The organism is Streptomyces sp. NBC_01478, from assembly GCF_036227225.1.
Taxonomy (GTDB): Bacteria; Actinomycetota; Actinomycetes; order Streptomycetales; family Streptomycetaceae; genus Streptomyces.
In genome coordinates, this window is the sequence record NZ_CP109444.1 from 3,159,905 (window position 1) to 3,178,650 (window position 18,746).

At 71.4% G+C, this 18,746-nt stretch carries 13 protein-coding genes; 4 read left to right on the forward strand and 9 right to left on the reverse strand.

Annotation, left to right across the window (positions count from 1 at the left end):
- Positions 1 to 501: 501 nt before the first annotated feature.
- The 7 genes from whiA to OG223_RS14300 all read right to left on the reverse strand — a co-directional run bounded on the left by whiA (position 502) and on the right by OG223_RS14300 (position 11,181).
- Positions 502 to 1,491, reverse strand: a complete 990-nt coding sequence (whiA, locus tag OG223_RS14270; protein ID WP_329247432.1) for a DNA-binding protein WhiA — start codon at positions 1,489 to 1,491, stop codon at positions 502 to 504.
- On the reverse strand, positions 1,482 to 2,549 hold the full coding sequence (locus tag OG223_RS14275; RefSeq protein ID WP_026150944.1) for a gluconeogenesis factor YvcK family protein: 1,068 nt from the start codon (positions 2,547 to 2,549) through the stop codon (positions 1,482 to 1,484). Before OG223_RS14275 ends, whiA begins: the two co-directional genes overlap by 10 nt.
- Positions 2,546 to 3,550, reverse strand: coding sequence for an RNase adapter RapZ (gene rapZ / locus OG223_RS14280; protein WP_329247435.1), 1,005 nt, complete (start codon positions 3,548 to 3,550; stop codon positions 2,546 to 2,548). The genes OG223_RS14275 and rapZ overlap by 4 nt, the downstream gene beginning before the upstream one ends.
- Positions 3,547 to 5,598, reverse strand: coding sequence for an excinuclease ABC subunit UvrC (gene uvrC, locus OG223_RS14285; RefSeq protein WP_329247438.1), 2,052 nt, complete (start codon positions 5,596 to 5,598; stop codon positions 3,547 to 3,549). Before uvrC ends, rapZ begins: the two co-directional genes overlap by 4 nt.
- Before the next feature lie 53 nt (positions 5,599 to 5,651).
- Positions 5,652 to 6,323, reverse strand: coding sequence for a response regulator transcription factor (locus OG223_RS14290; protein ID WP_329247441.1), 672 nt, complete (start codon positions 6,321 to 6,323; stop codon positions 5,652 to 5,654).
- A gap of 410 nt (positions 6,324 to 6,733) precedes the next feature.
- Positions 6,734 to 9,364, reverse strand: coding sequence for a nitrate- and nitrite sensing domain-containing protein (locus tag OG223_RS14295; RefSeq protein WP_329265274.1), 2,631 nt, complete (start codon positions 9,362 to 9,364; stop codon positions 6,734 to 6,736).
- A 419-nt stretch (positions 9,365 to 9,783) separates the two neighbouring features.
- Positions 9,784 to 11,181, reverse strand: coding sequence for an ABC transporter substrate-binding protein (locus OG223_RS14300; RefSeq protein ID WP_329247444.1), 1,398 nt, complete (start codon positions 11,179 to 11,181; stop codon positions 9,784 to 9,786).
- A 174-nt stretch (positions 11,182 to 11,355) separates the two neighbouring features.
- On the opposite strand from OG223_RS14300, the gene OG223_RS14305 reads away from it, so the two are divergent.
- The gene (locus OG223_RS14305; protein WP_329247446.1) at positions 11,356 to 11,727 is read left to right on the forward strand and encodes a response regulator; all 372 of its coding nucleotides are present in this window, start codon (positions 11,356 to 11,358) and stop codon (positions 11,725 to 11,727) included.
- A 214-nt stretch (positions 11,728 to 11,941) separates the two neighbouring features.
- Positions 11,942 to 12,889: a hypothetical protein gene (locus OG223_RS14310; RefSeq protein ID WP_329247449.1), complete on the forward strand. Its 948-nt coding sequence runs from the start codon at positions 11,942 to 11,944 to the stop codon at positions 12,887 to 12,889.
- 27 nt (positions 12,890 to 12,916) lie between these two features.
- On the opposite strand, the gene OG223_RS14315 is transcribed toward OG223_RS14310, so the two are convergent.
- Positions 12,917 to 13,339, reverse strand: a complete 423-nt coding sequence (locus OG223_RS14315; protein ID WP_329247450.1) for a Rieske (2Fe-2S) protein — start codon at positions 13,337 to 13,339, stop codon at positions 12,917 to 12,919.
- A 200-nt stretch (positions 13,340 to 13,539) separates the two neighbouring features.
- Here OG223_RS14315 and OG223_RS14320 point away from each other — a divergent pair, with 200 nt between their 5' ends.
- A complete protein-coding gene (locus tag OG223_RS14320; protein ID WP_329247453.1) occupies positions 13,540 to 14,589 on the forward strand; it encodes a LacI family DNA-binding transcriptional regulator in 1,050 nt (349 codons plus the stop codon).
- Positions 14,586 to 15,497, forward strand: a complete 912-nt coding sequence (locus tag OG223_RS14325) for a carbohydrate kinase family protein (RefSeq protein ID WP_329247456.1) — start codon at positions 14,586 to 14,588, stop codon at positions 15,495 to 15,497. Before OG223_RS14320 ends, OG223_RS14325 begins: the two co-directional genes overlap by 4 nt.
- 73 nt (positions 15,498 to 15,570) lie before the next feature.
- On the opposite strand, the gene uvrA is transcribed toward OG223_RS14325, so the two are convergent.
- Positions 15,571 to 18,549, reverse strand: a complete 2,979-nt coding sequence (uvrA, locus tag OG223_RS14330; RefSeq protein ID WP_329247459.1) for an excinuclease ABC subunit UvrA — start codon at positions 18,547 to 18,549, stop codon at positions 15,571 to 15,573.
- Positions 18,550 to 18,746 lie beyond the last annotated feature (197 nt).

An 18,746-nucleotide genomic window follows, 5' to 3' on the forward strand; every position in this document is an offset into this window, starting at 1 on the left:
GACACCTCATCCTCCAGGAGCTCAGGCCGAGTTGCCCTTGGGCCCGGTCTGCGTCGAGTTCAGAGGACCCCGGGACGGGCAGACGCCGGTACGGGACCTTCGGGCGGGCCCGGCAGAGTCCAGGGCGGAGGCGGGCGGCGCGCACACGCCCGGCCGAAGAGTTGACAGTTCATCAACATCGCGGCAAGGCGCCCGCAACGCAGAGACGCCGACGCCAGGCCCTCCGGGAGACGCGGCGGGAGATCTTCCCGGAGGGGCAAGTGCCGGCCCGCACACGCCCGGCGGGAACCCCTCACGGCCTCACCCCGGGCCGTCCACTCCCCCCACGCCCGATCGGTCGCCGGTGATTTCCCTCCGGGCCGGTCCACCAGGCAGGCCCGAACGGACGGCCGCACCGGCTAATTGACGGCCCGTCGACATCGAGGCGAGTGCCCCCCGAGACGGACAAACGCCGGTGCCGATGCCCCGAACGGGCATCGGCACCGGCGTATTGACAGATCGTCAGCCGACCATGTTGTCGGCCATCTCCTCGGTGATGCTGGACTCCGTGCCCGGGACGCCCAGGTCCTGGGCCCGCTTGTCGGCCATCGCCAGCAGGCGGCGGATACGGCCGGCCACGGCGTCCTTCGTCAGCGGCGGGTCGGCCAGCGCGCCCAGTTCCTCCAGGGAGGCCTGCTTGTGGTCCATGCGGAGGCGGCCGGCCGCCGCGAGGTGCTCGGGGACCTCGTCGGCGAGGATCTCCAGCGCGCGCTGCACGCGAGCGCCGGCGGCGACGGCCGCGCGGGCCGAGCGGCGCAGGTTGGCGTCGTCGAAGTTGGCGAGGCGGTTGGCCGTGGCGCGCACCTCGCGGCGCATCCGGCGCTCCTCCCAGGCCAGCACCGACTCGTGCGCGCCGAGCCGGGTGAGCAGGGCGCCGATCGCGTCGCCGTCACGGACGACCACCCGGTCGACCCCGCGCACCTCGCGGGCCTTCGCCGCGATCGACAGCCTGCGGGCGGCGCCGACCAGCGCGAGCGCGGCCTCCGGCCCCGGGCAGGTCACCTCCAGGGAGGAGGACCGGCCGGGCTCGGTCAGCGAGCCGTGGGCCAGGAACGCGCCCCTCCAGGCCGCCTCGGCGTCACAGGTCGCCCCGGAGACGACCTGCGGCGGCAGGCCCCGGATCGGGCGTCCACGGCCGTCCACGAGGCCCGTCTGCCGGGCCAACTGATCGCCGCCGGCGACCACCCGGACGACGTAACGGGAACCGCGGCGCAGTCCGCCGGGCGCCATCACGATCAGCTCCGAACTGTGGCCGAAGATCTCCAGGATGTCCCGCTTGAGCCGGCGCGCCGCCATCGCGGTGTCCAGCTCCGCCTCGATCACGATGCGCCCGCTCACCAGGTGGAGGCCTCCGGCGAACCGCAGAATGGCGGAGACCTCCGCCTTCCTGCAGCAGGTCCGGGTGACGGGGAGCCGGGAGATCTCATCCTTCACCGCTGCCGTCATCGCCATGGGCCGATCCTTCCATGCATCCGAAAAATACGGTCGTACGCGGCGGCCAACAGCTCCGGGTCGTGCCTTGGAGTTCCGTCGGTCCGGGCCACCGGCGCCAGCTCGACCGCGGCGTCCAGCCGCTTGGCGGCTTCGGTGAGCGACGCACGATCGGGCACGGCGGCCTCGTCGGCCAGCACCACGTCCAGGGCGAGTTTAGGGGCGTGTCGTCCCAAAACCTCCAAATGACGCTGCGGGGAGAAGCCATCGGTTTCTCCGGGCTGCGGCGCGAGGTTCAGGGAGAGTACCCGGCGCGCCTTCGTCTCGGTGAGCGCGTCGAGCAGTTCCGGCACCAGCAGATGCGGGATGACCGACGAGAACCAGGAGCCAGGACCGAGCACCACCCAGTCCGCGTCGAGCACGGCGGCGACGGCCTCGGGCACGGCCGGCGGGTCGTGCGGCACGACGTGGACGGACATCACCTCGCCGGGCGTGAGCGCGACCGTCGCCTGTCCCCGGACGGTGTCGACGTCGTCCGGCCGCGCCGGATCGTGCCCCTTGACCAGCGCCTGGAGCTCCAGCGGTACGGCGGACATGGGCAGCACGCGCCCGTGCGCGCCGAGCAGCTTGCCGACCAGGTCGAGGGCCTGGACGTGGTCGCCGAGCTGCTCCCACAGGGCGACGATCAGCAGATTGCCGACCGCGTGCTCGTGCAGGTCGCCCTTGGACTGGAAGCGGTGCTGGATGACGCGGGCCCAGGTCTGGCCCCAGTCGTCGTCGCCGCACAGCGCGGCGAGGGCCTTGCGCAGGTCCCCGGGGGGCAGCACGCCCAGTTCGTCGCGCAGGCGTCCACTGGAGCCGCCGTCGTCGGCCACGGTGACGACGGCGGTGAGGTCGCCGGTGATCCGGCGCAGTGCGGTGAGCGAGGCGGACAGGCCCATGCCGCCGCCGAGGGCGACCACCTTGGGCTGGGTGCCGCGCCGGCGCGGCTTGCCGCCGCGGGCCTCGACGGGCCTGGTCGTCCGTCCTTCGGGCACCACTCGGCGCAGCCTGCCCAGCCGTGGGCTACGTCCCGTCATTCCCGTCCCATGTCCCGGTGTACGACCACCGTCTCCACGCCCTCGGCCACGAGCCGCGCGGCGAGCTTCTCCGCCGTGGCGACCGAGCGGTGCTTGCCGCCGGTGCAGCCGATCGCGATCGTCACGTACCGCTTGCCCTCACGCCGATAGCCGGCCGCGATGAGCCTGAGCAGCTCGGCGTACCGGTCGAGGAACTCCTTGGCGCCGGGCTGGTTGAAGACGTACGCCGAGACCTCTTCGTTGAGGCCGTTGAAGGGGCGCAGCTCCGGGACCCAGTGCGGGTTGGGCAGGAAGCGCATGTCCGCGACCAGGTCGGCGTCGACCGGGAGGCCGTACTTGAAGCCGAACGACATGACGGTGGCCCGCAGCGCGGGCTCCTCCTCGCCGGCGAACTGGGCGTCCATCTTGGCGCGCAGCTCGTGGACGTTGAGGCTGGAGGTGTCGATGACGAGGTCGGCGTCGCCGCGCAGTTCGCGCAGCAGTTCGCGTTCGGCGTCGATGCCGTCGACGATGCGGCCGTCGCCCTGGAGGGGGTGGGGGCGGCGCACGGACTCGAAGCGGCGCACCAGGGCCTCGTCGGAGGACTCCAGGAAGACGATCCGCCGGGTGACGTGCTTGGAGGCCAGGTCGGCGAGGGACTCGCGGAGGTTGTCGAAGAAGCGCCGTCCGCGTACGTCGACGACGACCGCGATCCGTGCCACGTTGCCCTGGGAGCGGGCACCCAGCTCCACCATGGTGGGGATCAGGGCGGGCGGGAGGTTGTCGACGACGAACCAGCCGAGGTCCTCCAGGCACTTGGCGGCGGTGGACCGCCCGGCCCCGGACATGCCGGAGATGATCACCAGCTCGGGGATGGCCGTCTCGGGCACCCCGGGGGTCGTGCTGTCCGTACTCACCTGTGCTCCGTCGTCCTGGACCTCTTGCTGTGAAGCCTGATCCTCGCCCGACTCCTTGTGCGTCCGATCTCGGTCCGCTGTGGGCTGCTTCTCTTGTTCGCTCATGTCTCCTGCCCCCGTCGCTCGTCCGGGGCGCCCGCGGGTACGGGCTCCCCCGGTGCACCCGTCGTCGTCCCGGGTGTCCCGTCTTCCATGTCATCCATGATCTCTCCAGTCGCCGTGTTCACGGCGGGTGCGGCCGGGGCCGCCTGGGCGAGGGCCACCGCGATGGTCTCGGCGGTCTTGCGACCTATGCCGGGAACCTCGCAGATCTGGTCGATTGTCGCGGATCGCAGCTTCTTCACCGAACCGAAGTGTTTGATCAGCGCCTGTTTGCGGGTCTCGCCGAGTCCGGGCACGTCGTCCAGGGGGCTCGCCCGGAAGCGCTTGGCCCGCTTGGCGCGCTGGTAGGTGATCGCGAAGCGGTGGGCCTCGTCGCGGACGCGCTGGAGGAGGTAGAGGCCCTCGCTGGTGCGGGGCAGCACCACGGGGTCGTCCTCGTCGGGCAGCCAGACCTCCTCCAGGCGCTTGGCGAGACCGCACACGGCGATGTCGTCGATGCCCAGTTCGTCGAGGGCCTTCTTGGCGGCGGCGACCTGCGGCTGCCCGCCGTCGACGACCACGAGCTGCGGCGGGTAGGCGAACCGCTTGGGGCGGCCCTCGTCGTCCTTCAGGTCCCTCAGCTCGTCGCCGTCCGCCCACTCCCCCGTCTTCTCCTTCTCGGCGAGATAGCGCCGGAAGCGGCGGGTGATCACCTCGTGCATCGAGCGGACGTCGTCCTGGCCCTCGAAGCCCTTGATCTGGAAGCGGCGGTACTCGCTCTTGCGGGAGAGCCCGTCCTCGAAGACCACCATCGACGCCACGACGTCGTCGCCCTGGAGGTGCGAGATGTCGTAGCACTCGATCCTGAGGGGGGCGCTGTCCAGGTCGAGGGCCTCGGAGATCTCCTCCAGGGCGCGCGAGCGGGTGGTGAGGTCGGAGGCGCGCTTGGTCTTGTGCAGGACGAGGGACTGCTGGGCGTTGCGCGCGACGGTCTCCATGAGGGACTTCTTGTCGCCGCGCTGCGGGATGCGCAGTGACACGTTCGACCCGCGTCGGTCCGTCAGCCACTGCTGGACCGGCTCCACCGGGTCGGGCAGTGCCGGGACGAGGACCTCCTTGGGGACGGCGTCGCCCTTCTCCTCGCCGTAGAGCTGCTGGAGGGCGTGCTCGACGAGGGCCGCGGTGGTGACGTCCTCGACCTTGTCGGTGACCCAGCCGCGCTGGCCGCGCACGCGTCCGCCGCGGACGTGGAAGATCTGGACGGCCGCCTCCAGCTCGTCCTCGGCGACCGCGATCAGGTCGGCGTCGGTCGCGTCGGCGAGGACGACCGCGCTCTTCTCCATGGCCTTCTTCAGGGCCTCGATGTCGTCGCGCAGACGGGCCGCCCGCTCGTACTCCATCTCCTCGGCGGCGTCCGTCATCGCCGTCTCCAGGCGGCGGATGTACGTGCCGGTGCGGCCGGCCATGAAGTCGCAGAACTCCTCGGCCAGTTCGCGGTGTTCGTCCTCGGTGACGCGGCCGACGCAGGGCGCGGAGCACTTGCCGATGTAGCCGAGCAGGCAGGGGCGGCCGGTACGGGTCGCGTTCTTGAAGACGCCGGCCGAGCAGGTGCGGACGGGGAACACGCGCAGCAGGAGGTCCACGGTGTCGCGGATCGCCCAAGCGTGTCCGTACGGCCCGAAGTAGCGGACGCCCTTCTTCTTGTGACCGCGCATCACCTGCACGCGCGGGTACTCCTCGTTCATCGTCACCGCGAGGTACGGGTAGCTCTTGTCGTCGCGGTACTTGACGTTGAACCGGGGGTCGTACTCCTTGATCCAGGAGTACTCCAACTGGAGCGCCTCGACCTCCGTGGACACCACCGTCCACTCCACCGACGCGGCCGTGGTGACCATCGTGCGCGTGCGCGGGTGGAGTCCGGCCAGGTCCTGGAAGTAGTTCGCCAGGCGCTGGCGCAGGCTCTTCGCCTTTCCGACGTAGATCACCCGGCGGTGCTCGTCGCGGAATCTGTAGACCCCGGGCGAGTCCGGGATCTCTCCCGGCCTGGGGCGGTAGCTGGAGGGGTCGGCCATGTTTCACACCCTACTGGCGCGGAGTGACAGCGCGGCGGGGCTGTGGACAACGCCTACCGGGACTCCAGGAACGTGAGAACGGCCAGGACACGGCGGTGGTCGTCGGCGGCTTCCGGAAGGTGGAGTTTGCCCAGGATGCTGCGGACGTGTTTCTCGACGGTGCCCTCGGTGACCCACAGCCGGCGGCCGATGCCGGCGTTGGAGCGGCCTTCCGCCATCAGCGCCAGGACCTCACGCTCACGGTTGCTGAGGAAGGACAGCGGGTCGTCGCGGCGCTGCGCCGAGAACAGCTCGTGCACCAGGGAGGGGTCGACGACCGAGCCGCCCTTGTGGATGCGGTCGAGGGCCTCGACGAACTCGTCGACGACCGTGATCCGGCTCTTGAGGAGATACCCGACCTTGTGCCCGCCGGCCAGCAGCTCCAGGGCCTCATCGACCTCGACGAACGCGGACAGCACGAGGATGCCGGTGTCGGGATGGCGCTCCCGGATCGTCCGGGCCGCCTTCAGTCCCTCGGTGGAGTGGTCGGGCGGCATCCTGATGTCGACGATCGCGAGGTCGGGCCGCTCGGTGTCGACCAGTTCCAGGAGCCGTTCCGCGTCGCCGGCCTGGCCCGCCACCTCGTAGCCCAGACGTTCGCACAGGCTCGCGAGGCCCTCCCTGAGGAGGACGTCGTCGTCGGCGAGGACGACCCGTCCCCGCGCGGTCTGCTGCGCTGCGTCCATCGTCCCGGCTCCCCCTGCCCCGACCAGTGCGGTGCGCCACGCACAGCCTGCCGGACCGGGTCGGGTACGGCTAGCGGGTACGGGAATTGGGGGGTGGCCGTGACGACACGGGGCCGTGTCCGGGCGATTCTCGTAGCAGTGCGGTGAGGGCGGACCGGACGCCTCGGGCGAGAGCCGGCGGCGTCGGTCCGTGTCCGCCCGTGGGAGGACGGCACCCGGTCCCTGAGGGAGCTTCTTGACCCGCGGGACCCCGACGTGGTGCGCGCCAAGGACCCGCGTTCCAGACCCTCGAAGCACCCATGGAGCCGGACGGCTGCCTCTCCGTCCGAGAAGACCGCCCGACGCGTACGCGAGGTCACCGGAGTCCACGCTCCCCCGGCCTGGACACCCACCGCGTACGCCTCGGGCGGTCACATCTCCGCGCGGGGCAGCGGCAGTCGTACGGTGAGGGTCGTGCCCTCTCCTGGTGGGCTGGCGACGCGCAGCTTGCCGCCGATCGCCTCGACGCGGTCGACGAGGCCGATGAGCCCGGAGCCGTGCCCCAGGTCGGCGCCGCCCACTCCGTCGTCGGCGATCGTCACCTCCAGGACGTCGTCCTCGACCCGCGCCGACACCGCGACGAAGCTCGCGCGCGCGTGCTTGACGGCGTTGGTGAGGCACTCGGAGGTCACGTAGTAGACGGCGACCTCGATCTGTTCCGGGAGGCGGCCGGCCGGCAGGCGCAGGTCGAGTTCCACGGGGACGGCGGAGCGGCGGGCCAGCGCGCGCAGGGCCGGGCCCAGGCCGCCCTTGGAGAGGATCGCGGGGTGGATGCCGCGCGCGACCTGCAACAGGTCGGCGAAGGCGTCGTCCAGGCCCTTGGCGATGTGGTCCAGTTGCTCGGCGAGTTCCGCCGGCTGCTCGTCGAGCATTGACTGGGCCGTTCTGAGGTCGAGTTGGAGCGAGACGAGCCGCTGCTGGACGCCGTCGTGCAGATCGCGTTCGATACGGCGCCTGGAGGCGTCCCCGGCGGCCACCACGCGCGCGCGTGACGCCGTGAGCTGGTCGCGGCTGTCGGCGTTGGCGAGGGCGGTGGCGACGAGTTCGGTGAAGTCGGCGAGCCGGGACTCGGTGTCCGGGGGCAGCGGTTCGGTTCCGGCGGCGGCCGCGACGACGGCGCCCCACAGCCGGTCGTCCACGACGATGGGGACGCCCACCGAACGGCCCACGCGCGCGGGGCGGGCGGTGCGCGCCACCTCCGCCGCGGCGGCCGTCTCGGCCTCGGCGGCGGGCCCGCGGGCGGAACCGAGGACGGTGGCGGTGCCGTCGGCGCCGTAGCGCAGGACGGCGGCGGAGCCGCTGCTCAGTACCCTCCCCACCTGGTCGGCGACTTCGGAGAACACCTCGTGCGGGGGCACCCCGCGTGCGACGAGAGTGGCGACCCGGCGCAGCGCGGTCTGTTCACGGGCGGCGCGGCGGCTCGCGGTGACGTCGCGCGCGGCGGCGTAGATCAGGCCCTCCCCGGGGACCGCGCGGGCGTTCCACTGGAGCCAGCGTTCGGTGCCGTCGTCCCGGACGAAGCGGTTCTCGAACTCGCCGGGTTCGACGCCGCTCGCGAGCCGGTCGAGCGCGGCACGCGTGCGTGCCCGGTCCTCCGGGTGCACGAACTCCAGCCAGGGTCTGGCCAGGAGTGCGTCGGCGGAATGGCCGAGGGTCCGTTCGAAAGCGGGGTTCACGCGCTTGAAGTAGCCGTCGAGCCCCGCGATGCACAGCAGGTCGAGGGAGAGGTGGAAGATGCTCGCCAGCTCCTGCTCGGCCTTGTCGCGCCGCCCGTGGGCCGCGGCGAAGGACGCCATGGTGCCGTTCATGCCGCCGAGCAGCTCAGCCCAGGTCCCCTCGAACGCGGCGACGTCCGCGCGGTGGCCGAGCCGGTTGTCGTCGATCGCCGTGTTCATGGTGGTGATCTCTCCGGCGAGCCGTTCGGTGGTCACCCGCAGTTCGCGGAACGTGTCGGCCACGGCGCCGAGTTCGTCCCGGCCCGCGTACCGGATGTCGTACGACAGATCGCCCTCGGACAGCGCCCGGGCGCCCGCGGAGACCTCGCTGAGGGGGCGGGTGATCGACAGGCGCAGGGTCAGGGCGAGGACGGTGACGGCGGCCAGCACGGCCAGTGACACGCTGAGGTCGCGTGTCTCACGCGCGCGTGCGGTGGCGAGGTCGCGCGCGGCGCCGCGGCCCAGTTCGGCGGCGGCCTGGTGCTGGATGACGCGCAGCGCCTCGATGCGCTGGGTGGAGGCGGTCAGCCAACTGTCGTACGTGGGCCAGGCGTTGCGCCCGGCGTGCGGGTCGGCGAGGGTCTCGCGGGTCTTGCGGACGACGAGGCCGGGGTGCTGGAGGAGAGCGACGTAGAGCCTGCCTTTGAGGGCGGCGGGCGCGGTCCGGTCGAAGTCGTCCAGGAGCGCCTTCTCCAGAACCGACCAGCGGTCCGTGGCGGTGGCGTGCAGGGCGCCGGGGGTGTCGAACAGCACGGCCAGTTCGGTGCGTTCGCGTTCGGCGGCCTCGATGGCGTTCAGCAGCGCGATGTGGGCGTCGGCCGCCTGCCCGGAGGTGCGGGTGGGGCGGCCGGACTCCAGGGTGGCGGCCAGCTCCAGGAGGTCGTCCTCGATCGTGTCGTACTGGGCGGCGAGTTGGGACGCGGTGAGGGAGCCGGTCCCCAATTGGAGCCGCAGGGCGTGGAGTTGGCGGCTCCGTGCGTTGAGCCGCCCCGCTACGTCGGGCGGACCGGGCCGGCCGGCCGCGTCCAGAAGGGCCGCGTTCAGCGCCCGGTCGGTGGCGTGCTGCGCACCGGAGCGTTCCTTCAGGGTCGCCGGGCCGGGGCGCAGCCGGGCCCGCACGGCGGCGATGCGCTCCCTGGCGATGGCGTCGGTCAGCGCGGTGGTCCTGAACGAGAGCCCGGTCGCCGTACGGAAGTCCCGCATCGTCTGCGCGTCGCGCCACTGCGACACGGCGCCGAACACGGTGAACGCCAGCAGGCCGGTCACCGGGAGCAGCACCAGGAGCATCAGCTTGCGCCCGACGCGCAGCCGGGCGAGGAAGGGGATGCGCGGGGCGGCACCGGGCCGCGGGCGCCGACGGCGGGGGCCGTGCGGGGCGCGGCGGTCGGAGCGCGGGCTGCGCAGCTCCGGGAACGCGGTGGGCGTGGCGAGTTCGGGCTCGGGGCGGAGCCCTGTGAGCACCCTACGGAGCGGACCCGGGGACTGGGGGTGACGCACGGCGGGCTCTCAGCGGCCGGAGGATGGGGAGTTTCTACGATGGTCGGTCACGTGCCCAGCCTGCCCCCAACCGGCCATGATCGTCAGGGCCTTGGGAAGGACGGCTCCCTCGAAACCGGCACACGTGATCGGCACGCGCGCGTAGGACCCACGTCGGGCACACGCGCGTAAGGCCGACGCCGGGCACACACGCGTGTCACCCGTTCCCGCTACGTGCTCGGGGGGTAGCCGTCGTGTGCCGCGAGGTCCTGGTCGATCTTCTCGGCGGCCTCGTCGAGGGTGGCCTTGACCGGCGCCCGATCGAAGATGATCTTCGCGAAGGCCCGGGAGAAGGCATCGGTGATCGCCGGGTAGGCGGGCGTCTGCGGCCTGGGGCGGGCCACCCCGTCCCGGAGCTGCTCGATGAAGAGGTGCTCGGGACCGCCGGGCGCGTACTGCGGCGAGAGCCTGACCGCGCTCTCGGTGGCCGGGATCGCCCCGTTGGCCACGGTCATCCGGTGCACCTGGGCGGGCTGGAGCAGGAAGGACAGGAAGCGCCATACGGCGTCGCCGTCCGCGTCGCCCGCCGGGACGCCCCACTGGAAGGAGCCCATGCCGGTGACGGTCCCCTGGCCGAAGTCGGGCAGCGGGACGATCGCGACGTCCCCGGGGAAGGCCTTGTTGAATTCCGGATAGGTCCAGTGGCCGCACCAGGAGATCGCGCTGCGGCCACTGACGAACGCCTTGTCGTCCTTGACCATGTCGATGAGCCCCGCCTTGGCCCAGTTCTGCATGTCGGTGAGGGCCTCGACCGAACCGGGGCCGTTCACATAGCCGTCGGCGGTGCGGTAGTTCTTGGGCTCGACGAGGTCGCCGCCCGCCGACCACACGGCGGGCGCGAACCCGTACGTGTTCCACTCCTGGCCGGGCTGCGCGTAGACGAGCCGCAGGTCGAGGGGTGCCTTGTAGCCCTGTGTGCGCAACTTGCCGAGGATGCCGGTCAGTTCGCCGGCCGTCCAGGCGTCCTTGGGGCCGGTCGGGAGGCGTATCCCGGCCTTCTTCATCACGGACCTGCGCACATACAGGCCCATGCCGGAGTCGAAGGTGCCGACGCCCCACAACCGGCCCGCGTAGGTGCCCTGTTGACGGATCGTCGGCAACAGGTCGGCGCGGACGCTCGCGGGCACACAGGAGTCGATCGGGCGGAGCTTGCCCGACCAGGCGTAGCTGTAGAGGTTCGGCCCGTCGAAGTCGAGGAGGTCGGGCAGGTCGCCGCTGGCCGCGGCGGAGAGCACCAGGTCGGTGTAGGCGCGGTTCTCCGGGAGGGTGACCAGCTCGACCCGCACCTGCTTCTGCCGCCGGTTGAACTCCTTCACCTGGCTCTGCAGCGTGGTGAACTCGCCGCTGGGGCCCGCGTGGAACCACACGGTGATGTGCGCGGTGCCGTTGATCTTCCCGTCGCAGGTGGTGTCCTTCGGGGACGCGCTCACCCCGTTGGCGTCGCTCCCGCCGCCGTCGCACGCGGCCAGCAGCAGGGCGGCGCACGCCGCCCAGGGGACCAGGGTTCCCCGGAGCCGACGGATCCCGCGGACACCGGGCCACGCGCGCGTGGCACTCGTTCGGTTCATGGCGCACCCCCCACTCGACCGGACGACGTGGTCTCCCCCAGGGCGCCGTCATGCTACCGCCCGTCGAACCGCCATCGCCCTGTGTGCACGAGAACCTTCGGTCACGGCACGGGACTTCAGCACTTTCCGGCTAGCTGGAAGGCGCGACCGACCACCGGTTGGCAAGCTGAGGACATGTCACTGCGCTGTCTCCTCGTCGATGACAGCGCCCGGTTCCTGGAGGCGGCTCGCGCCCTGCTGGAGCGAAGCGGGGTGGACGTCGTCGGCATCGCCTCGACGGGCGCGGACGCCCTCTCCCAGGCCCGGGAGTCGGCCCCCGACGTCGCCCTGGTCGATCTCGACCTCGACGGCGAGAACGGCTTCGACGTCGCGCGCCTGCTGGTGGGCAACGTACCGGCCGTGATCCTCATCTCGACCCACTCCCGGGAGGACTTCCAGGAACTCATCGCCGCCAGCCCCGCGCACGGCTTCCTGCACAAGTCGGCCGTGTCCGCGCGGGCGATCAGGGACGTGCTGGGCGACGAGGGGCCGCCCGCACCGCCGTGAGACCACCCGCCGCGACTCGGCCAGGTCACATATGCCTGATGGGCGACAGGTGTTGTCGGGACTTGGTCAACACGCTTCAATGCGGGGGAACTCGGGGCGTGAACGACGGCGCATACGGATGTGAGCACCTTCCTCCGGCGCCGACGGGGGCCCGGAGCAACTCGCGTGAACGGCCTGACCAGCCGTTGTGAACATTCACAGAAAGGGCCCCTGCATGCCGCACGCCACACAGCAGGCAGACGTCGCCACCGCGGAACTGGACTCGGCGCTGCGCGGCGGCCCCTTCCATGTCGCGCTGCGCGCCGCCATCGCCGCCCGCGGACTGCCGCTGCAGCGCGTCCAGCACCACCTGACGCGCTACGGGGTCAAGGTCGGCGTCACCAGCCTGAGTTACTGGCAGCAGGGCGCCCGCCGCCCGCAGCGCCCCGAGTCGCTGCGCGCCGTACGGGCGCTGGAGGAGATCCTCCAGCTCCCGGAGGAGTCACTGATCCGGCTGCTCGCCGAGGCCGAGGAACGCGCCGTCGCGCAGCGCCCGGCGGCCCGCTCCTACCGCTCCTTCGTCGAGGCCTCCGGAGTCCTGGAACAACTCCTGGCCGAGCTGGAGTCCTCGCTCGACAGCGGCCTGCACACCCTGGGGCACCACGAGCGCGTGCGCGTCGGACCGCACCGCGAGCTGGTCGGCCGCGAGTCGCAGCACATCGTCCGCGCCCACCGGGACGGCATCGACCGCTTCATAGCCGTCCACTACGGCGACCCGGGCTGCGCCCCGGACCGTATGACCGTGCACGCCCTGGAGAACTGCCGTACGGGCCGCGTCCGCCGTCACCACGAGACCGGCGTGCTGGTCGCCGAGCTCCTCTTCGGCACCCGCTTGCGCTTGGGAGATACGTTCCTCTTCCGCTACGGCGTCGAGGACGGCACCGCCGGCGTCTCCCGTGAGTACCTCCGTGACTTCGGTATCGCGGGCGGGCAGTACGCGCTCCAGGTGAGCTTCGACGAAAGCGCGCTGCCGGTGCGCTGCCACCGCTTCACCCAGCACTCGGCGGCGGCCCCGCGCAGCGGCCGTCAGGAGCTGCGCCTGACCGGAGGGCACCACTCGGTGCACCTCGTCGAGCCGCGGATGCGGTCGGGGATCGTGGGGATCGGCTGGGACTGGGAGTGAGCCGCCGCGGCCGGGACGCCTCCGGAATCAGGCGGCCGGCCCCGCGACGATCCGGCCGTTCTCGGCCGTGACCTTCAGCTCCTGCAACGGCTCGGTGGCCGGGGCCCGGAGCACCTTGCCGGTCGTGGCGTCGAACCGGCTGCCGTGGCACGGGCAGATGAGGGTCGTGCCGTCCAGCTTGTTGATGGGGCACTGCGCGTGCGTGCAGATCGTGCTGTACGCCTTGAGGGTGCCGTTCGCGGCCCGGCTGACGACCGCGTTCTGATCGCGGTACAGCTTGGCGCTCCCCTTGGCGAGCTCGCTCTCCGCGCCGAGCTCCACGGGCGCGGTCGGGGTCGCGGCGGCCCCTGAGCCACCGCCCGAGCAGGCGGCGAGTCCGAGCCCGGCGACGGGCGTGAGGGCCGCGCCGCGCAGGACGGTACGACGGCTCGGGGCGGGGCGGCCGGGCATGGGGGTCTCCAGCAGTCGTTCGGGCTGTTCGGCGGTCGGTGCAGGGCGACGATACCCGTGGCATTCCGCCCGCTTTGCGGTGGGTTCGCCGAACAGGCGCTCACGGTACGTAAACGTTTGCGCAAGCGTTTACGTCGGGCGTCGGATGGGATACGTTCCCGACCGGAAGGCCCACCGCACCTCGGGGAGGGGGACCCGCGATGGCCACCATGGCCGATGTCGCAAGGAGCGCCGGTGTGTCCGTCGCGACCGTCTCGCACGTGCTGAACGACACCCGTCCGGTGCTGCCCGGCACCCGGCAGGCCGTGCTGACCGCGATCGAGGAACTGGGCTACACCCCCAACACCCTCGCCCGCTCCCTGGTGACGTCCCGCACCCGCTCCATCGGCCTCGCGGTGTCGGCGATCAGCAACCCGTACTTCACGGAGATCCTCCAGGGCGTCGAGGCGGGAGCCCTGGAGCACGGCTACAGCCTGCTCATCGCCGATCCGCACGACGACCCGGAGCACGAGCGCACGGTCGTCCAACTCCTGCACGAGCGCCGGGTGGACGGCATGATCATCGCGCCGTCGGCGGCCCCGGACGCCCTGATCGCCTACCTCGGCCGGCACTCCGTACCGACGGTGTTCCTCGACCGGGTGGTCGAGGCACCCTCGGCCGACGCGCCGCCCGTCGACCAGGTGTGCGCCGAGAACGTCGAACCGACGGCCCACCTCGTCACCCACCTCGCCGGACGCGGCCACCGCCGTATCGGCCTCGTCGCGGGCCTGCCCGGACTCAGCACCACCCGGGAGCGGATCGCCGGCTACCGCCACGGCCTCGCCGCCGCCGGACTCCCTTACGACGAACGGCTGTTGGTCCACGGCGACTCCGAGTCGGCCGGCGCCGAGCGGGCCACCGAGCAACTGCTGTCCCTCGCCGCCCCGCCCACGGCGCTGGTCACCGCCAACAACGCGATGACCATCGGCGCCCTGCGCGCCCTGCGCGAACGCGGTCTGTCGGTCCCCCGCGATCTCGCGCTGTGCTGCTTCGACGACTTCGCCTGGGCCGACCTCTTCGATCCCCGGCTCACCGCGATCGCCCAGCCCAGCAAGGAGATCGGCGCCCAGGCCGTACGGCTCCTGCTGGACCGGCTCACCGCGCCGGACCGGCCCGCCCGTGTCCTGCGGCTCCCCTGCACCTTCGTCCACCGCACCTCCTGCGGCTGCCCTGACCAGCCCGAACAGTCCAAGGAAGGAACCGCCTCGTGATCGTCGTAGCCGGTGAGGCCCTCATCGACCTGGTGCCGCAGGGCACGGGAGCCCTCGCCGCCCTGAAGCCGGCGCTCGGCGGCGGCCCCTACAACACCGCCGTCGCCCTCGGCCGCCTCGGCTCCCCCACGGCCTTCTGCTCCCGCGTGTCCGACGACGCGTTCGGCGAGTCCCTCCTCGCCGGGCTGCGGCAGGCCAACGTGGACGTCCTGGACGTGCAGCGCGGCCCGGAGCCGACCACCCTCGCGGTCGCCACGCTCGACGCACACGGCTCGGCCACGTACTCCTTCTACGTCGAGGGCACCGCCGACCGGCTCTTCACGGTGCCCTCGGCGCTGCCCGCAGAGACCGAGGCGGTGTCCTTCGGGACCTGTTCGCTCGTCCTTGAGCCGGGCGCGAGTGCCTACGAGGAGCTGATGCGGACCGCGTCCGGGCAGGGCGTGTTCACCCTGCTCGACCCGAACATCCGGGTCGGCCTGATCACAGACCCGGACGCCTACCGGGCGCGCTTCAAGAGCTGGCTGCCGTACGTGTCGCTCCTCAAGCTGTCCGAGGAGGACGCGCTGTGGCTGGGCGGCACCCCGCGCGAGTGGCTGGACGCGGGCCCCTCGGCCGTCGTGATCACCCAGGGCGGCGACGGCCTCGCCGCGTTCACCCAGGACGGCACGGTGTACCCGGTGCCGGGCGAGAAGGTCGACGTCGTGGACACGATCGGCGCGGGCGACACCGTCAACGCGGCCCTGCTGCACCATCTGTCCGCCCGGAACGCGCTGTCCGCGGAAGGGATGGCCGTCCTGGGCCGCGACGGCTGGACCCAGTTGCTGCGGTTCGCGGCGCGGGCGGCGGCGATCACCTGTTCACGGGCGGGGGCGGAACCGCCGTACGCCTCCGAACTGGGCGATCTGTAGGGGGCGTTGAGCGGATGCGGCGCCTCGCGGGAGTTCCCGCGAGGCGCCGCATCCGCGTACTGCTCTGTGCCGGTCAGGCCTTGCGGGCCCGCGTCGTCTTCTTCGCGGGCGTGGCCTTCTTGGCGGGCACGGACTTCTTGGCGGCGACCGCCGCGGTCTTCTTGGCGGCCACCTTGCGCGGAGCCTTCACCGGGGCTCCGTCGCTGATCCGGTCGGCGTCGAGGATCTCGCGCAGGAACTTGCCGGTGTGGCTGGCCCCTACCGCGGCGACCTGCTCCGGGGTGCCCTCCGCGATGACGAGTCCGCCGCCCGCGCCGCCTTCGGGGCCCATGTCGACGACCCAGTCGGCGACCTTGATCACGTCGAGGTTGTGCTCGATGACGATGACCGTGTTGCCCTTGTCGACCAGCCCGCCCAGCACCGTGAGGAGTTTGCTGATGTCCTCGAAGTGCAGGCCGGTGGTGGGCTCGTCCAGGACGTAGACCGTACGGCCGGTGGAGCGGCGCTGGAGCTCGCTGGCGAGCTTGACGCGCTGGGCCTCACCGCCGGACAGGGTGGTCGCGGACTGACCGAGCCGGACGTAGCCGAGGCCGACGTCCTTGAGGGTGTTGAGGTGGCGGGCGATCCCGGGGACCGCTTCGAAGAACTCCGTGGCCTCCTCGATCGGCATGTTCAGGACGTCGGCGATGGACTTGCCCTTGTAGTGGACGTCCAGCGTCTCCCGGTTGTACCGGGCGCCGTGGCACACCTCGCACGGGACGTAGACGTCCGGCAGGAAGTTCATCTCGATCTTGATGGTGCCGTCGCCCGCGCAGTTCTCGCAGCGACCGCCCTTGACGTTGAAGGAGAAGCGGCCGGGCAGATAGCCCCGCACCTTCGCCTCGGTCGTCTCCGCGAACAGCTTGCGGACGTGGTCGAAGACTCCGGTGTACGTCGCCGGGTTGGACCGGGGGGTACGGCCGATGGGCGACTGGTCGACGTGCACGACCTTGTCGACGAGGTCGTCGCCGTCCACGCGCGTGTGCCGTCCCGGCACGCTCCTCGCGCCGTTCAGCTCGCGGGCCAGGTGCGTGTACAGGATGTCGTTGACCAGGGTCGACTTGCCAGAGCCTGACACACCGGTGACCGCGGTGAACACGCCCAGGGGGAACGAGACGTCGATGTCCTGGAGGTTGTTCTCCCGGGCGCCGTGCACCGTGAGCCGACGGGAGGGGTCAAGCGGGCGCCGGATCTCGGGCAGCGGGATGGCCTTCTTGCCGGACAGGTACTGCCCGGTCATCGACTCCTCGTTGGCGAGCAGCTCCTTCAGAGAGCCGCTGTGCACGACGTTGCCGCCGTGCTCGCCCGCGCCGGGGCCGATGTCGACGATCCAGTCGGCGACCTTGATGGTGTCCTCGTCGTGCTCGACGACGATGAGCGTGTTGCCCATGTCGCGCAGCCGGACCAGGGTCTCGATCAGCCGGTGGTTGTCGCGCTGGTGCAGGCCGATGGACGGCTCGTCCAGGACGTACAGGACGCCTACGAGTCCGGAGCCGATCTGGGTGGCCAGGCGGATGCGCTGGGCCTCGCCGCCGGAGAGCGTGCCGGCCGCGCGGTTCAGCGAGAGGTAGTCGAGGCCGACGTCGACCAGGAACCGCAGCCTCTCGTTGCACTCCTTCAGCACGCGCTCGGCGATCTTCTTGTCGCGGGCGTCGAGCTTCATCCCGCCCAGGAACTCCGCGCAGTCGCTGATGGACATGCCGGAGATCTCGGCGATCGACTTGTCCATGATCGTGACCGCGAGGACGACGGGCTTCAGGCGTGTGCCGTGACAGGTGGGGCAGGGCACCTCGCGCATGTACCCCTCGAAGCGCTCCCTGCTGGCGTCGCTCTCCGCCTCGCCGTGCCGGCGCTTGACGAAGGGGACGGCGCCTTCGAAGGGTGTCGTGTAGACCCGCTCGCGGCCGTACCTGTTGCGGTACCGCACCTCGATCTGCGTCTTGTGGCCGTACAGCAGGGCCTTCTTGGCGCGCTGCGGGAGGCCCGCGAAGGGGATGTCGGTGCGGAAGCCCAGCGCGTCCGCTAGGGCGCCAATGAGGCGGCTGAAGTAGTCCTTGGTGTGGCCGTGCGACCACGGGTGGATGGCGCCCTCGTCGAGGGACTTGTCCTCGTCCGGGACGATCAGCTCGGCGTCGACCTCCATGCGCGTGCCGATGCCGGAGCACTCGGGGCAGGCACCGAAGGGCGAGTTGAAGGAGAAGGAGCGGGGCTCCAGCTCCTCGAAGGACAGGTCGTCGTACGGGCAGTACAGGTGCTCCGAGTACATGCGCTCGCGCTCGGGGTCGTCCTCGGGGAGGTCGACGAAGTCGAGCACGACCATGCCGCCGGACAGCCCGAGGGCGGTCTCCACGGAGTCGGTGAGGCGGCGCTTGGCGGAGTCCTTCACCGTGAGGCGGTCGATGACCACCTCGATGGTGTGCTTCTCCTGCTTCTTCAGGACGGGCGGCTCGGAGAGCTGGATGGTCTCGCCGTCCACGCGCGCGCGGCTGTAGCCCTTGGTCTGGAGGTCCGCGAAGAGGTCGACGAACTCGCCCTTGCGCTCGCGCACCAGCGGCGACAGGACCTGGAAGCGGCTGCCCTCGGGCAGCGCGAGGACCTTGTCGACGACGGCCTGCGGCGACTGGCGCGTGATCGGGCGGCCGCACTCCGGGCAGTGCGGCTTGCCGATGCGCGCGAAGAGCAGGCGCAGATAGTCGTAGACCTCGGTGATGGTGCCGACCGTCGAGCGCGGGTTGCGCGAGGTCGACTTCTGGTCGATGGAGACGGCCGGGGACAGACCCTCGATGAAGTCGACGTCCGGCTTGTCCATCTGGCCGAGGAACTGGCGGGCGTACGAGGAGAGCGATTCCACGTAGCGCCGCTGGCCCTCGGCGAAGATCGTGTCGAAGGCCAGGGAGGACTTGCCCGACCCGGACAGGCCCGTGAAAACGATGAGCGAGTCGCGTGGAAGGTCGAGCGAGACATTCTTCAGATTGTGCTCGCGCGCGCCACGGACGATGAGACGGTCGGCCACGCCGGTCCGCACCTTTCTTGAGAGAAGTGACAGGGGCGGGGCCCCCGTCGTTCTCAGACTAGGGGGAGCCACTGACAACGCCGGTCGGAATCCCGGCCGAGGCATAACAACCTCCGGCCTTCCAGCATGCCCGACGCCGCACCCGACGATATAGCACGTGCATTCGATTTACGGCACTGCTTCACCACCTTCACCCA

Coding starts and splice junctions, on each gene's coding strand:
- whiA (WP_329247432.1), bottom strand. CDS start 1,491: ATGGCGATGACGGCAGCGGTGAAGGATGAGATCTCCCGGCTCCCCGTC.
- OG223_RS14275 (WP_026150944.1), bottom strand. CDS start 2,549: ATGACGGGACGTAGCCCACGGCTGGGCAGGCTGCGCCGAGTGGTGCCC.
- rapZ (WP_329247435.1), bottom strand. CDS start 3,550: ATGAGCGAACAAGAGAAGCAGCCCACAGCGGACCGAGATCGGACGCAC.
- uvrC (WP_329247438.1), bottom strand. CDS start 5,598: ATGGCCGACCCCTCCAGCTACCGCCCCAGGCCGGGAGAGATCCCGGAC.
- OG223_RS14290 (WP_329247441.1), bottom strand. CDS start 6,323: ATGGACGCAGCGCAGCAGACCGCGCGGGGACGGGTCGTCCTCGCCGAC.
- OG223_RS14295 (WP_329265274.1), bottom strand. CDS start 9,364: ATGCTCCTGGTGCTGCTCCCGGTGACCGGCCTGCTGGCGTTCACCGTG.
- OG223_RS14300 (WP_329247444.1), bottom strand. CDS start 11,181: ATGAACCGAACGAGTGCCACGCGCGCGTGGCCCGGTGTCCGCGGGATC.
- OG223_RS14305 (WP_329247446.1), top strand. CDS start 11,356: ATGTCACTGCGCTGTCTCCTCGTCGATGACAGCGCCCGGTTCCTGGAG.
- OG223_RS14310 (WP_329247449.1), top strand. CDS start 11,942: ATGCCGCACGCCACACAGCAGGCAGACGTCGCCACCGCGGAACTGGAC.
- OG223_RS14315 (WP_329247450.1), bottom strand. CDS start 13,339: ATGCCCGGCCGCCCCGCCCCGAGCCGTCGTACCGTCCTGCGCGGCGCG.
- OG223_RS14320 (WP_329247453.1), top strand. CDS start 13,540: ATGGCCACCATGGCCGATGTCGCAAGGAGCGCCGGTGTGTCCGTCGCG.